Here is a 13,070-nt window from a genome sequence, read left to right as displayed (position 1 = left end):
GGTCAAGACCATCGCGCCGCAAGATCACTTACGGGACAGCCCTCAGGCGTCCGCGAACCAGGAGCGGCCCTGAGCCCAGCGGGTCGCCCAGCCCAGGAAACCGGGCGGACCCGGCATGAGGCAGGTACCGGGCCGGGTGCCGAACGGTATCGCGCCGTTCTCGTCGATCAGCCACACGTGACCGCGCTCGGGTCCTGTGACGATCAGATGCCAGTACATGCCGCAGCCGTCTGTGCCCAACAGCAGTGAGCCGTGGTCGTACACGGGGGCTGTCCGGTCTTCGAACTCCTGCTCAGACAGAGCCGCCTCGTCGCCCTCCGCCTCCCACAGCCAAGCTGCTGTGAGGGGAAAGGGTTCGGCGAGCAAGCGTTCAGGGCGGCCCGAGCCCCAGTCCTTGGGCGTTCGCGCGAGGGGCAGCAGGCCGTAGTGGGGCGGTCCCGCACGCAGTCCGTCGCAGACCTCCGCCACGCAGGTGCGGTACGGCTCCGGAAGCAGAATGCCGTGTTCCGCCTCGAAGGACCGCACCGCAGCAGAGCCGATCGGCGGCAGCGCATCGGGACGGGACGTGAAAATCTCGCGGAGGGCGGCCAACTCCGCTGGGTCACAGGCTTCCGTGTTCACGCTGGTCATCATGCAGGATCCGAGCGAGACAGCCTGGATATGCCCAGAGTGCACGCTTGCCCCAGTTACATGGGTATACCAACCATCTGAGTGCGGAGCGAGCCAACCCGTTCTCGAACACATGCTTGATCGACGAACTTCCCGTAGCTAGCCTCGTTCGCCGACACCCTGTTGGACACCGCCCAACGAAGGAGGCCTGTGCTCAAGAACCGTCAGCTCAAGCGAATAGGCGCCGTCGCGGGCACCTTTTCCGCCGCGCTTCTGCTCACCGTCACCCAGGCCAACGCCGCCGCCCGGGAGGTCGACCGCGCCACCGTCACCCGTCACGACGGCGAGTGGGTCAAGTGCGCCGTCAAAATGGAGAACGGCGGCATCAAGTACCGGGCCTGCTTCGACCCCACGGGCGACTGGTTCTCTGTCTACGACGGGAAGTCCGATGGCTCCTCCGCCGTCGTGGACTGTGAGGTGGGGAGTCGCTGGGGCGCCATCTTCAACGCGGACGGCGTCTCCACCGACCGCTACATGAACAAGAACTTCCCCGAGAGCGCCACCATCCGCTTCCGCGTCTGCCTGGGTCACTGGGACACGAAGCTGATCACTGCGGGCACCTGCTCCGGCTGGGTGAGCAACCTCGTCTGACACGCTCCGGCGGAGCAGGGGACGCATCCGTGCCGGCTCACGGGCGGCAACGGCACCCCTGCTCGCAGCGCGGCCATGGCCCGGCCCAGCTGGGGGAGATGTCGGTCAGCCCTGTGTGTGGGGGGGCAGCACGTGAAGCCAACATGCGTTGGATGACGCAGTCGGACGCCGATCCTTCTCGCGCACGTTGTCCTCGACCCAGGTGCGCAGGGAGAGGGAGAGCAGCGGCGCACTGCACCGGATCTGCTGGGGCTCCGCTGACTCGTCGTCGGTCCAGACCCTTGCGGAGCCTGGCCAGGAAGTCGAGTCAGTCCCGTCGTTGCGGCAACTTCTGGACCAGCCCCACGACCGACATCAGCAGGAAGAGCAGGGCCATTCCGCCCGAAAATGCTGCCAGCAGGGCCGTGCCGCCGCCCCCGAGGTCTTCTTCGCGGACGGCCACCCGCGGATTGTCCGCGTGATAGCGGACGACCGCCGGGGTGCCGCCATTACGCATCAACTCGCCGCTGCGCAAACCCGCGTCGGTCGAACCAAAGGCACGACAAAAGCAACAGAAGCGCCGTACAACATGCGACCGCCGGAAGTGTCCATCGGGTCATAACGGCACAACCGACGAGCAGTAGTTGCGCCGCGCATGCCGCGGTGAGCGGTCGGGAGGCGGACACGCGGTGACGCAGGGAGCCCAGAATTCCCCGGCAGCCCCACCAGTCCAAGGCCACGACAACCGCGCCCGTGCTGAGCGAGATCAACGTGATCACATTGCTGGATGCAGTCGATGTATACGTTTCGTCGTCGGGTCCGATTCCGCCGGAGAAAGCGGGAAGGAACCAGAAGAAGTAGGCCACAGCGAGAACGATTTGGGTCGCGGTGAGCGCGAGGCTCGCGAGTAAGAGCACGCGGTGATGCAGAGGCATTCTCTTCACGTTCCCGGGACGCCGGAATGCCGGTCCGCATAGCGGCTCGGCATCCCTTGCGCAGATGGAGATCGATTCTTCAGGTCAGGGCTTCAACGTGGTGCAGCGCCGGCGGCGAGTAGTTCCTGCAGGAGATTCCCGTGCCTGCTCGGTCAGGAGCTGACGGACAATCACGGTTCACAATAGCAAGGCAGACAAGTTCGGCCCCCGGCCAATTTATCTGGTCGGAGGCCGGTCATCGTAGGTAGATGCGGGAATGGAACCCATGATGACGGCGTTGCCCAGCGGCTTGCAGAACCGTCTGTCAGGTTCCCGCGTAGAACTGTCCCGTGCAGCCGGACGGGCGTTCGTCCTTGCCCCAGTCTCCGTGGCACGGCTGAATGAGAATGGCCTTGCCTTCGGGGAGGTTCTTGTTCTTGTACCTGACCGTGCCGTTTCCGGACGCGTTGTAAATATATCCGTACCTGATCGTGTAGCCGTTCGGCTCGATCACGCTCCAGTGGACGACGCCGGAGTGCCCGTCAGCTTCCTTGTCCTTGATCTTGAACCAGTCACCGTCTTCGCTGAAGCAGACTTCGGCGTAAACATTATTGGTGCACTTCCAGGGTCCGCTGGTGGAGCTCGACGTCGCGGATGCGAGGTCCCGCTCCTGGGTCAGGGCGGTGGCCTGCGTGATGCTGAACAAGGTTGCGGCGGCAGTGGCGGCTGCCGTTATCAGAATGCGGCTTTTCGATTTCAATTACGTCCCCTTGTGGAATCTTGGGTGATTATTCACCGTCACCCCTGAGGTGCGTCACGCTAACACCGCCCACTTCCGTCTGTCTATGCAGGAATGGGCGACAAGTCACGAATAAATACGCCCGAATGAATTGGTGACGATTAGGGGATGGCGTGACCAATTGGCCGAATTCCTTGAGAGTATTGGCAGGCGGTGAGCAAAATGTCTCGCTATACCTGATACCTGTTCAAGCAACAAGGAAGAGAGTGAGGAGGAGGACCAGCGAGGACGGCTTTGGTGATGACGCTCATGCGGTTGAGGCTGACGCGGGATCTGCGGAAGACCTGCCAGGACGCCTGCGCCTCCTCGGGGCGGTGACGGACCGGCGTTCCGGGGCCGGTCAGCCGTATCGCCGGAGCAGGCCGTCCACGTACGCCTCCAGCCGTTCTCCCAGCACCTTGGACGTCAGGTCGTCCCGCCCCAGGTCACGCCACGGTCCGGCCAGCTTGGCCGCGTCGGGGCAGTAGTGCAGGGCGTCGAGCAGGCGCCAGTACAGGTGGCAGGGGTCGTCGGCGAGGTCCCGGCCGCCTTGTGCCTCGTACCGGTCGCGGAAGTCCAGCCCGTACGCCGGCCCGTGCAGCAGTGCGAGCGCCGTCGAGCAGTGCGCGACGTCCAGGTCGGCGGGTCCCCAGGAGGTCTCGACCCAGTCGACGACACCGCTGATCCGCAGTCCCGGCCCGGCTCCCGTGAAGAGCACGTTCCCGGGGTGGAAGTCGCGGTGCAGGAAGCAACCGGCGTACGGCGGCGGGTCGCGGCGGATCACGTCCACGGCCCGCTTCCACAGCGGGCCGTCGGGGGCGCGGACGCGTTCCGGGGACGTCCACGCCTGGTACGTGCGCGGTCTATCGGCCGGTACGACGTCGTGGACGCGGACGAGCTGGGCCGCGAGCAGGTTCAGACGCCGGTCGAGGTCGTCCTCGTCGACGCGGACGCGGCCCGGCAGCGCGGACATCAACAGGGTCGGGTGGTCGCAGTGTTCGGCCGTGGCGTCCACAGCGACGAGACGGGGCGCCGGGATGCCTTCCTGCTCGGCGAGCAGTTCCAGGGCGGACGCCTCACGGGCCAGCAGCCCGGGTGCGTGGTGGCGGAAGAACGGTTTCACGAAGGTGCGCTGCACCAGGTCCGTGTCGTCGTCGAGCGTGAGCCGGCGCATCTGGGAGCTCCAGCCGCCGGACAGCAGATGGGAATCGGCGACCGTCCGGCCATGGTCGAGCTGCTTGGTCACCCACGCGCGCGTGGCCGTCCAGCCACGGTCGTCGATGCCGGTCAGCACCGCCTCAACGAATTTCCGCCGGTCGTCGTCGTTGTCGCGGAACCACATTCCCAGCTGGTGCTGGGCGTCCGGCAGGTCGAACCGCGTGTACTGGGCGCGCGCGACCAGGGCGTCCTGCACGGACTCGGTCACCGCGGGCGGGATCACCGCATCCGTGCCCGGCACGGCGAGCACCGCCCGGCCCTCGTACGCCCGCAGTACCTCAAGGGCGGGCGCCTCCCGCCAGCTCTCCGGCTTCCGGATGATCCCGCTGAACCGGCCGTTCCCGTCCTCGAAGGGCACGTCCCACGCCTCGGCGGCGTACACGGCGGGCGCGCACATCCCCAGCGCCCCCACTCGATCCCCGTAGTGCCGGACGAGATCAGCCACCGTCTGCCCGCTCATGCTGAAACCCACCAGCACCAGCGGCCCCTCCGCCCCGCCGTACGCGTCGATCACCGAGACTGCCTGCTCATACCGTCGTCGCAGGCTCAACTCGCCCAGCTTCCCTGTGCTTTCGCCGTGCCCGGAGAAGTCGAAGGCGATCCCTCGGCAGCCATGAGCCACGAACTCCCGTACCAGCGGGAGCAGTCGCTCCATGCTGCTGGTGCCTGCGCCATGCAGCACCACGGCGGTGACCCCGGAAGGATCGCCGCCGTACACACCTCTGAGCTGTTCACGGTCGTGTTCGTGCGTGAAGTCGAAGAGCATGTGTCTATTCACTCACGAGGTGGTTTCTGTTCGTCGGGGGTGTCGTTGGCGGCGTCCGGGCGTGGCCGTCATCCGTTCGGGGGCGGGAGTGTTGGGATGCCGAGGCCGACGGGGGTTCGGCGCGTGAGACGAGCTGTGTCGGCTGCTTGGTGCGGACAGAGGTCAGGGTCAGGTCGGTGCCCTCTGTCTCACCGAGCCACTGCTCCTCCTCGCCTCGATTGCGAGGGAGCATCAGGTCCTTCTCGATCTCAGCGAGCCTCGTCAACATCGCCGGGGCGACCTGCAGCGTTGGGCATCGTACGCAGGCGTGTTCATGCTGGCAGGGTGATCCATAGGTGCGATCACAGTTGCCCAGTTCGACCTTGCGTTCGTCGAAGTGCTCCTCCAACTCCGCCCGTTTTTTCGGGGCTGCATCGTCGTCCTCGTGCTCGGGACACAATTCCCGGCGGGGGTTCAGGCACTCCTGGCAGTGCTTGCGTTGTGCCCAGTCGTTGTGTCCTGGGGGGACCCCGAGGAGTTCGTCGACGCGGGAGCCACTGAATACGTAGAGCGGTATCGCTGCGATGGAAGAGTGCACGCAGCACCGTGCCCTGGGTGAGGGTTCCGAGCAGCGAAGGACGAGAAGGAACCGCCGTCGGATGCGGCTTCACTACAGCCTCGCCGCCTGGTCCCGACCATCACTTCAGAGAATCCGCACCCTTCCGTGCTGGTCTCGGACGCACCGATCTCGTTACACATGCGGGAAATCCAGTCCTGTGGGTCAGGTGCGGGGGAAGGCCTCCACTAGCGTCGCCGGCCTTCCCCCGCGCAGCCACAGCGGGCACCCCAGAAGGCGCTCCTATCCGGTCTGGGTCATTCCTTGAAGTTCTTCAGGGCTATTCCGGTACCGCCGTGTCCCTCGATCCGCAACTGGTAGAGGCTGTTGCTGAGGTCATGGGTGAACTTTCCGCAATTTGCGTCGCCACCGTCGCTGACTTCGTCGAGCTTGTGCCACTTGTTGACCGGATATACCAAGAAGATCCAGAGGCTGCCGGTCACACCGTGGCCGTTCCGGTAGGTGTCGCAGACCCTGAAGCTGTCGGGCTCTTCGTCCTCGTGCTCGATATAGCCCATCTTGTGCCCACCGTGATACAGGTTCAGCCTCGTATCGTCGGCGTGAGCAACGCCGCTGAACCCGACGACGAGCGTGGTGGCAGTTCCCAAGGCCAGACCGACCCTGCTGATTCCGGAAAGCGACTTTGTGCGCTTCACTATCTACTCCTTCGTTCGTTCCATGTGCCGGAGGATCTCTTCACTACTCCGACGAGACAGCCCGTCGATGTGTGAGGCGGTGAACGGGTCCTGAAAGTCGCGGCCGCCGAGCACGCCAGCACATCAATGCGACTCACCCACCGGCTTGGCCAGGAATTCGAACCGAATCCGGGAGCTTTGGAGGACTGGTTGAATTCGGTGGCCGAGGTGTCGAGTTGGGTGGAGGGATCAGGTCTGAGGTGGTCGGGAACCGTGAGGGAGGTGCGGGGCTGGGCGGTGCGCGTTTGAACAGGTCAGATGGAGTGTGGAGTGTTGTTGGCGTCGGACTGGCGCGGTCATTGGCCATAGGAACGGAGCGGCAGACACGTGCCTGACCTGCGGGTGCGCACGTTGGCTGAGCAGGCGCGGCTGTGCTTGGCGCACCGAATGCTGATCGGTGTGGTGGTTGTCGGTGGAGTGGTTGTCGCGGGCATCGGTTTCGCGGGTTCGTACGCGGCGGTGCGCGAGCTGGCCCTGGAGAAGGGCTTCGGCAACTTCAGTTACGTCTTCCCGATCGGCATCCGTCGAGGCGCTGATGCCGCTGCGGCTCGCCAAGATCGGCGTATCCCTCGCGGACACCGCGGCGGTCGGCCTGCCGCCGCCGGCATCGAACCCGCCCTCCTGCCACCGCTGCACGACGAGCAGCCCGCACCTTTCGTCCGCCGGACAATGTCCACCGTTCCGGAACTTGCCTCCGACCGACACCCGCGCCATCCTGCGGCGTCTGCCGACGGACAGCACCGCGTTCTACGCCCCCTTCTCCTTGGCTGATCCCAGAGGGGGTCAGGGAAACGGTGCGACAAGTTCCTTGCTGTAGTGGACAGTTGACGCATGTTGGATCACGTAGCTATTCAGGTGCACGACATCGCGGCCAGTTCTGCCTTCTACGCCGCCGTGCTTGCTCCGCTGGGTGGCGAGGCGAAGAAGCGGTTCGGTGCGAACGTGAGCTTCGGTGTCACGGGCCACCCGTTGTGGCTGGTCCCCGCGACCGACGTCTCACCCTCGCGGGAGCTGCACATCGCATTCGTCGCGGCCGACCGCGCCGCTGTCGACGCTTTCTATGCAGCTGCTCTCGCAATTGGTGCAGAGAGCCTGCATGCGCCCCGGCTATGGCCGGAGTACCACGAGTCCTACTACGGGGCCTTTGTCCGTGATCCTGACGGCAACAATGTCGAGGCCGTATGCCATCTGCCCTGAACCTGTTGGAGGGGTCGGCCGTCCGCACCGGCGGGAGCGAAGCCATAGGCGGGCCGCGAGTGGACCCTTTCCCGCCGTGAGGGAGACTCCCTTGAGCACCAGAGCCTCAGCCGGTGTCCTGGGTGGTCGCCCCGGCCCGGCCCTGCTGCGGGTATTACGCGCATTTTCGTTCCTGCCGGTCGGAGTGGTTTTGGCCCTTGTCGGCCGTGTGCCGTGCTGTTGGACACTCCGCTTCGGGTGGAGATGCCTGCCCATGTGCGCGAGGTTGTGCGGCGCGGGCAGTCGGTGCGGGGGTTGTGTGTACGTGGGTGAACGCCCGGGGACGGGGCGTTACGGTGACCGCCTAATCGATCTACTCGATGATCCCGGGGGCGGCTGATGGGTGCGACGGCACGGCGGACGCTGGCTGGCGGCGTGTTCACGCTCGCGCTGGCCCTGACCGGGTGCGGTGGCGGGCACCGCGAAGTAACCACGATCGACGTCCTGCGACGCACCCCCACCGCCGAAGCCCCGGCCCGGACCACGGCGCCGCCAGCAGGTGCGCGGGCCGCGCATGAGACGGCGGCGCTTACCGCGTACAGGGCGATGTGGGTGGAGCGGAGGAAGGCGTACGGCAAGGCCGACGCGAAGGGCACCGGTCTGGCGAAGTACGCGACGGACGGCGCCCTGTCGCGGTTCCGCCAGGACCTGGCCGACCTGCGCCGCGAGCACACCGTTGTGCGGGGCGAGGTGGGCCACGACGCGAAGGTCGCCTTGTTCGACGAGCACGGCACGTCCCCGGCCGTGACGGTCGAGGACTGTGTGGATCTCTCGAAGTGGCAGACCCTGAGCCGGCAGACCAGCAGGCCGGTCCCGTCGCCGAGTGGGCAGTTGCGCCGCTACAGGGTGACGGCGACGGTGGAGGAGCGGCCGAGTGGGTGGACCGTCACCGACTACGTGCCGCACGAAACGCGCGCCTGCTGAGACGCCGGGCGGCGGCGCGGTGCTCCCGGCCGCCGCCCCTTTCCTGGCCGCGCACGATCGGGCGGCCCGCTGACGCTCTGGGCGCCGGGTCAGTTCTCCGGTGGGATGCGGGCCTCCAGTTGGCGGGCGAACCAGCTGGCTTCCTCGGCGAGTTCGTCGTCCTCGTCCGTGACGAGCTGGAGGAGGCGCAGGAGGTCGTGGGCCTCGGAGTGGGTGAACAGGGCCAGGCGGGGGCCGGAGTCCTGGGCGGGGATGCTGGGCGCCGGTACTGCGGCGTCGGGGAGAGTCATGATCTCTCCAACGTCTTTTGCCCTCGCGCGGATACGCGGGGGAGAGCAGACACCCCCACTTGGCCCCGGGCATTGCCTCGAACAGTGCCGCTGTCGTTACGGCCGTCCGTTGTCCCTGACCACCCTGGATCCCAGCCCTACGCTTGCCTACGGGCTGGGATCCGGGGGCGGACGAGCGGGGCTGGGCCTCGGGTGGAGGCGGAGCCGCCCGGCCGGTAGAGGGTCGCCTTGGGGTGCTGGAGAGTCTGCCTGCGTGTTCCCGGGCCGGGCGGCTGGTGGTACCAGCCGCAGGTGCTGTCCTGGGCGACTGGTCCGAAGTGGCGTTTGACGCCGCAGGCGTACTCCTTGGCCACGGCCTGGGTACCGCTGTTCGGCTCGCTGGCCACCGATGCTGGGAGCTGTGGTCTTGTTGGGCGAGGTGGTCTTGGCCGGTCCGGGTGAGAAGGCGTGGCTGTGGTCGTGGCGTACGTACCGAACATGGTGGACGCGGGCCTATGTCTGGTGTTCCTGTCGGGCCCCCAGCTTGAAGCCAGAAGCCTCCGCTGTTAACAGAAAGTGCATGGTTTTGGCTCGTATGGTTACTGCCATGCAATTGGATTTGAATCTGCTCACCGCCCTGGATGCGCTCCTGGAGGAGGGCAGCGTGGCGGGGGCCGCGGCCCGGCTCCACGTCACCGCGCCGGCCATGAGCCGCTCGCTGGGCCGTATCCGCAAAGCCACCGGTGACCAGATCCTGGTCCGTACCGGACGCCACATGACGCCCACGCCCCGTGCGCTCGCCATGCGCACCGAGGTCCACGCCCTGGTACAGCAGGCGCACCAACTGCTCTCCGCCCGCACGGAACTCGACCTGGCTGCCCTGGAGCGGGTGTTCACCGTCCGCTGGCACGACGCCCTCACCGCTACCTGCGGGACGGCCCTCATCGCCGCAGTGCACCGCCAGGCCCCGGGGGTACAACTGCGTCTCACGGCCGAACCCGGCGACGACACTCCCGAGCTGCGCCGTGGTGATGTCGATGTGGCCTCCAGCGCCGGGCCGCCGTCCCAGCCCGACATCCGTCACCGTCTCATCGGCCACGACAGGCTGGTCCTCGCCGTCCGGGAGGGGCATCCGCTCACCGAACAGACGGTGACTGTCGCGAGGTACGCGGCGGCCGAGCACGTCACCGTTTCCCGGCGCGGAAACCTGCGCGACCGTATCGACGACGCGCTGGCAGCCCTTGGCCACGAGCGCCGCGTCATCGCCTCCGCCCCCTCCACAGCCACCGCACTGCAACTCGCCCATGACGCCGGCCTGGTGGTCACCCTGCCCGACGCGGCCACCCGTGCCTCCTGTCACCAACTGGGCCTGACCACCCTCCAGCTGCCGCTCGAACTGCCCGCCGTACCTCTGCACCTGCTCTGGCACCAGCGCCACGACGACGACCCCGCCCACACCTGGCTGCGCAACCTGGCGACGCAGATCCTCAAGGACGTGTTCGCCACCCCTCACACTCCCGACCAGTAGCGTTTCGCTCGTATGCGCTCGGTCTGCCTTCCAAGGGCAGTGGAGTTCCGAGGCAGCCAGCGGTGTGGCGGGATCACCGATGCGGCCACCGTCGGGTGACCGACAGGCCAGGGCCATGACCACGGGCCAGGAACCGGCCCCTCGTCAGGTGCCGGATCCGGCCGAGGTGCCGACACGTTGCGCGGGCCGCAGGCGGTGACGCGCAGTGTTCCGCAGCACCGCAGCACCGCAGCACCGCAGCACCGCAGCACCGCAGCACCGCATCACCGCAGCACCGCAGCCCCGCAACCCCCGCTTCCCTTCAGGTGTGCGGGGACGCGCCGGGAAGGTTCAATTTCAATTGCATGAGGCTCATCCCAACAGTGATTTACATGCACTTGAAGTTAATGATGGGCCCTTCTAGTTTCGGGATGTGGGCGCGGACGAAACACGGTTCCGCCCGGTCCTTCCTGGTCCCCCCAAAGAATTGGGAGCTCTCCATGTCCAAGTCGGTTCAGACCACCGCCGCTGCTGCAACCGTCGGCTCCCTGTCCGACACGGAACTGCTCGACCAGACCGCCAACGCCGTGCGCGAGGCGGGTTCGGTGCTGCGGCAGAGGTTCGGCGACGTGGTGCGCTACGAGAGTCGCGAAGAGCTGATGCGTGCGCTCGCCGTCAACGACGACGCGGCCCTCGACATCCTGCGCCCCCGCCTCACGAGCCTGCGCCCGGATGCGGGCTGGGTGGAGGACGAACTGGACGGCGGCGCGCTGCCGCCCGGCGAGTGGTGGGTCGTGGACCCGGCCGAAGGCAACGTCAACCACCTGCACGCCCTGCCGGAGTGGGCGGTGACCGCCACGCTCGTGCGCGACAACCAGCCCGTGCTCACCGCGGTTCACCTGCCCCTGACGGGCGAGACCTACACCGCTCTCACCGGCGGCGGCGCCCACCTCGACGGCCGCCCGCTGCACGTGTCCCGGACCACGGACCTCAGCCTGAGCCTCGTGGCCACGAGCCAGGCCCGCCCGGACGAGGACGACGAGGTGGTGCGGCGCGTCGGTTCCTCGATCACCGCGATGCTCTTCGACGCGCTCGTCGTACGGACTTCCGTGCCCGCCACGCTGCACCTGCTGAACGTGGCCGCCGGCCGGACGGACGCCTTCTGGCAGTTCGCCGGCGCCCGCGCGGACCTGCTTCCCGGGGCGCTGCTCGTCACCGAGGCCGGCGGACGGATCTCCGACGCCGGGGGCCGTCCCTGGACCCCGCAGAGCGGGAGCTTCCTGGCCGCCGCGCCCGGCGTCCACGCCGAGGCCGTCGCCACACTCTCCCGCTGACCGCACCCACCACCCTGTACGTACGGAAGGACCAGATCACCATGACCACGATCGCAGTTCTCGGAAATGGCCGTGTCGGCGGCAACCTGGCCGCGGCCCTCACCCAGGCAGGCCATGCGGTGAGAGTGGCGGGCCGCGCGCCGGGCGCCGCCGCCGAGGCCGCCCGGACCGCGCAGGTCGTCATCAACGCCACCCCGGGCTCCGGCTCGCTGGAACTCCTGACCGGGCTGCGCGAGGAACTGCGGGGCAGGATCCTCATCGACGTCTCCAACGCCACCGTCGACGGGCCGGACGGACTGCCCGCCGACCTGGTCTATCCCGGCTCAAGCCTGGCCGAGCAACTCCAGGAGGCGCTCCCGGCGACACACGTCGTCAAGACGCTCAACACCATGCTCTTCCCGGTGATGACGGCCCCCGGCGCGCTCACCCAGCCGCCGACCGCCTTCCTCTCCGGCGACGATCCGCAGGCCAAGGAAGCCGTCCGGGAGCTGCTCGCCGACCTCAACTGGCGCAAGGAATGGATCACGGACCTCGGCGGGATCCGGACCGCCCGCGCCACGGAGGCCGCGATCCTCTTCGTCCCGCACGTGATCCGGGCCAGCGGATTCACGCCCTTCGCCCTCTCGATCACCCGCTGAAATTCCGGCCGGGGCAACTGTGCCGGAGGGTGACCGCAGGGCGTGGAGGCAGCCGCCGAACCAACAGCCATCAGGGCCCTCGGGCTCCCGGCGCAGGCACCGCCGTTGTTCCGCACAACGGTCGCTCCGGGCGCCGGAGAGTGTCACGGGCCGGGGCGGCTCGGCGGCCCTGTACTTCGTTGTGTGGACAGTCCTCCGCGCTGAGCTGCGCGTTCTGGACTTCGCTCGGGGTGCTGCGCGGTCGGGGCTGGGGAGGGAAGGATGGTGTGGGCGACGTAAGCCGCCGGTGCCGGGGCGGGGCGGCCCAGACCCCGCTGCCCCGCCCCGCCCCGTGCGGTGCCGTGTCCACAGCCGCAGGCCTTCGGCGCTGCGTCGGCGGAACTCTCTGCCATCGCTCCGATCCCGTATGTCCTCTGTTCGTTAGGGGAGTTGAGCATCTGCGGCAAATCCGTGCAGCCGCCGTTCGCCGGGCAGGAGCCGAGTAGCCTTTCGTGGAGGAGGCAGGGCAGCAGGAGAGGGGCACTCATGTCCGACGTGCCGGTGGACGGTCCTCCGCCCGAGCGCTTCACGTTCGCCACCACCGACCCGGACGAGGCGCAGGACTTCATCGCCGCGATGTACCGGGCCGGGCGCCCGCCCCGGGCCAGGACCGGGTCCCTGACCGCACCGGTCTCGATCTCCCAGATCAGCGCGGGAGGACTGAGCTACGTCGACTTCACCATGCCGCCGGACGTCACCCTGCACCTGACCGCTGCCGAAGTCCGCCTCGCACGCGCCCACCGCGACCTGCTACGCGCCGAACCCGCCGCTCGCACCGTCACCGACATCGCCTACCGCTGGGGCTTCCACCACCCGGGCCGGTTCGCCGCCGACTACCGCAGAACGTACGGAGAACCTCCCAGCCACACCCTGCGTCGCTGGTGACCGCCCCACCGGCGCGGCGGAGACGCGACGCGG

Annotated in this window: 13 protein-coding genes and 1 pseudogene; 8 read left to right on the top strand and 6 right to left on the bottom strand. The window is 67.7% G+C overall.

Annotated features, from left to right (window positions below):
- Positions 1 to 42: 42 nt before the first annotated feature.
- A complete protein-coding gene (locus ACFYVL_RS01075) occupies positions 43 to 633 on the bottom strand; it encodes an SMI1/KNR4 family protein (protein WP_389240420.1) in 591 nt (196 codons plus the stop codon).
- 186 nt (positions 634 to 819) lie between these two features.
- Here ACFYVL_RS01075 and ACFYVL_RS01070 point away from each other — a divergent pair, with 186 nt between their 5' ends.
- On the top strand, positions 820 to 1,260 hold the full coding sequence (locus ACFYVL_RS01070; protein ID WP_389240418.1) for a hypothetical protein: 441 nt from the start codon (positions 820 to 822) through the stop codon (positions 1,258 to 1,260).
- 307 nt (positions 1,261 to 1,567) lie between these two features.
- Here the strand turns inward: ACFYVL_RS01070 and ACFYVL_RS01065 are convergent, their stop codons facing one another.
- From ACFYVL_RS01065 to ACFYVL_RS01050, 4 genes are all read right to left on the bottom strand, one after another.
- Positions 1,568 to 1,774, bottom strand: a complete 207-nt coding sequence (locus tag ACFYVL_RS01065) for a hypothetical protein (protein WP_389240416.1) — start codon at positions 1,772 to 1,774, stop codon at positions 1,568 to 1,570.
- A 704-nt stretch (positions 1,775 to 2,478) separates the two neighbouring features.
- Positions 2,479 to 2,859 carry a hypothetical protein gene (locus tag ACFYVL_RS01060; protein WP_389240415.1) on the bottom strand — a complete coding sequence of 127 codons (381 nt, stop codon included), beginning with the start codon at positions 2,857 to 2,859 and terminating at the stop codon, positions 2,479 to 2,481.
- A gap of 433 nt (positions 2,860 to 3,292) precedes the next feature.
- Positions 3,293 to 4,915, bottom strand: a complete 1,623-nt coding sequence (locus ACFYVL_RS01055) for an alpha/beta fold hydrolase (protein WP_389240413.1) — start codon at positions 4,913 to 4,915, stop codon at positions 3,293 to 3,295.
- Between the two features lie 852 nt (positions 4,916 to 5,767).
- Complete coding sequence (locus ACFYVL_RS01050; protein ID WP_389240411.1) at positions 5,768 to 6,166, bottom strand: hypothetical protein; 399 nt, start codon at positions 6,164 to 6,166, stop codon at positions 5,768 to 5,770.
- A gap of 426 nt (positions 6,167 to 6,592) precedes the next feature.
- Here ACFYVL_RS01050 and ACFYVL_RS01045 point away from each other — a divergent pair.
- The 3 genes and pseudogenes from ACFYVL_RS01045 to ACFYVL_RS01035 all read left to right on the top strand — a co-directional run.
- Positions 6,593 to 6,736, top strand: a pseudogene (locus ACFYVL_RS01045) (DUF2637 domain-containing protein); the annotation flags it as partial.
- A gap of 300 nt (positions 6,737 to 7,036) precedes the next feature.
- Complete coding sequence (locus tag ACFYVL_RS01040) at positions 7,037 to 7,402, top strand: VOC family protein (protein ID WP_389240409.1); 366 nt, start codon at positions 7,037 to 7,039, stop codon at positions 7,400 to 7,402.
- Positions 7,403 to 7,780: 378 nt separating this feature from the next.
- Entirely contained in the window at positions 7,781 to 8,365 is a 585-nt protein-coding gene (locus ACFYVL_RS01035) for a hypothetical protein (protein WP_389240407.1), read from the top strand.
- An 89-nt stretch (positions 8,366 to 8,454) separates the two neighbouring features.
- Here ACFYVL_RS01035 and ACFYVL_RS01030 read toward each other — a convergent pair whose 3' ends face one another.
- On the bottom strand, positions 8,455 to 8,655 hold the full coding sequence (locus ACFYVL_RS01030; RefSeq protein ID WP_389240406.1) for a DUF6417 family protein: 201 nt from the start codon (positions 8,653 to 8,655) through the stop codon (positions 8,455 to 8,457).
- A 586-nt stretch (positions 8,656 to 9,241) separates the two neighbouring features.
- Here ACFYVL_RS01030 and ACFYVL_RS01025 point away from each other — a divergent pair.
- The 4 genes from ACFYVL_RS01025 to ACFYVL_RS01010 all read left to right on the top strand — a co-directional run bounded on the left by ACFYVL_RS01025 (position 9,242) and on the right by ACFYVL_RS01010 (position 13,037).
- Positions 9,242 to 10,162 (top strand): LysR family transcriptional regulator, encoded by a 921-nt coding sequence (locus ACFYVL_RS01025; RefSeq protein ID WP_389240404.1) that lies wholly within the window; start codon positions 9,242 to 9,244, stop codon positions 10,160 to 10,162.
- A gap of 479 nt (positions 10,163 to 10,641) precedes the next feature.
- Entirely contained in the window at positions 10,642 to 11,475 is an 834-nt protein-coding gene (locus tag ACFYVL_RS01020; protein ID WP_389240402.1) for an inositol monophosphatase family protein, read from the top strand.
- Between the two features lie 41 nt (positions 11,476 to 11,516).
- Positions 11,517 to 12,113, top strand: coding sequence for an NADPH-dependent F420 reductase (locus ACFYVL_RS01015; protein ID WP_389240400.1), 597 nt, complete (start codon positions 11,517 to 11,519; stop codon positions 12,111 to 12,113).
- 525 nt (positions 12,114 to 12,638) lie between these two features.
- Positions 12,639 to 13,037, top strand: coding sequence for a helix-turn-helix domain-containing protein (locus ACFYVL_RS01010; protein ID WP_389240398.1), 399 nt, complete (start codon positions 12,639 to 12,641; stop codon positions 13,035 to 13,037).
- The last annotated feature ends 33 nt before the right edge of the window (positions 13,038 to 13,070 follow it).

The organism is Streptomyces sp. NPDC004111, from assembly GCF_042874215.1.
In the GTDB taxonomy this organism is placed as follows: Bacteria; Actinomycetota; Actinomycetes; order Streptomycetales; family Streptomycetaceae; genus Streptomyces.
Note: the sequence above shows the minus strand (reverse complement) of the source record. Positions and strands in the feature narration are given on the sequence as shown.

What these genes read in the sequence shown, in the direction of transcription:
- ACFYVL_RS01020 (WP_389240402.1), top strand. Translation starts at nt 10,642, where the DNA reads ATGTCCAAGTCGGTTCAGACCACCGCCGCTGCTGCAACCGTCGGCTCC.
- ACFYVL_RS01015 (WP_389240400.1), top strand. Translation starts at nt 11,517, where the DNA reads ATGACCACGATCGCAGTTCTCGGAAATGGCCGTGTCGGCGGCAACCTG.
- ACFYVL_RS01030 (WP_389240406.1), bottom strand. Translation starts at nt 8,655, where the DNA reads ATGACTCTCCCCGACGCCGCAGTACCGGCGCCCAGCATCCCCGCCCAG.
- ACFYVL_RS01075 (WP_389240420.1), bottom strand. Translation starts at nt 633, where the DNA reads ATGATGACCAGCGTGAACACGGAAGCCTGTGACCCAGCGGAGTTGGCC.
- ACFYVL_RS01010 (WP_389240398.1), top strand. Translation starts at nt 12,639, where the DNA reads ATGTCCGACGTGCCGGTGGACGGTCCTCCGCCCGAGCGCTTCACGTTC.
- ACFYVL_RS01040 (WP_389240409.1), top strand. Translation starts at nt 7,037, where the DNA reads ATGTTGGATCACGTAGCTATTCAGGTGCACGACATCGCGGCCAGTTCT.
- ACFYVL_RS01055 (WP_389240413.1), bottom strand. Translation starts at nt 4,915, where the DNA reads ATGCTCTTCGACTTCACGCACGAACACGACCGTGAACAGCTCAGAGGT.
- ACFYVL_RS01025 (WP_389240404.1), top strand. Translation starts at nt 9,242, where the DNA reads ATGCAATTGGATTTGAATCTGCTCACCGCCCTGGATGCGCTCCTGGAG.
- ACFYVL_RS01035 (WP_389240407.1), top strand. Translation starts at nt 7,781, where the DNA reads ATGGGTGCGACGGCACGGCGGACGCTGGCTGGCGGCGTGTTCACGCTC.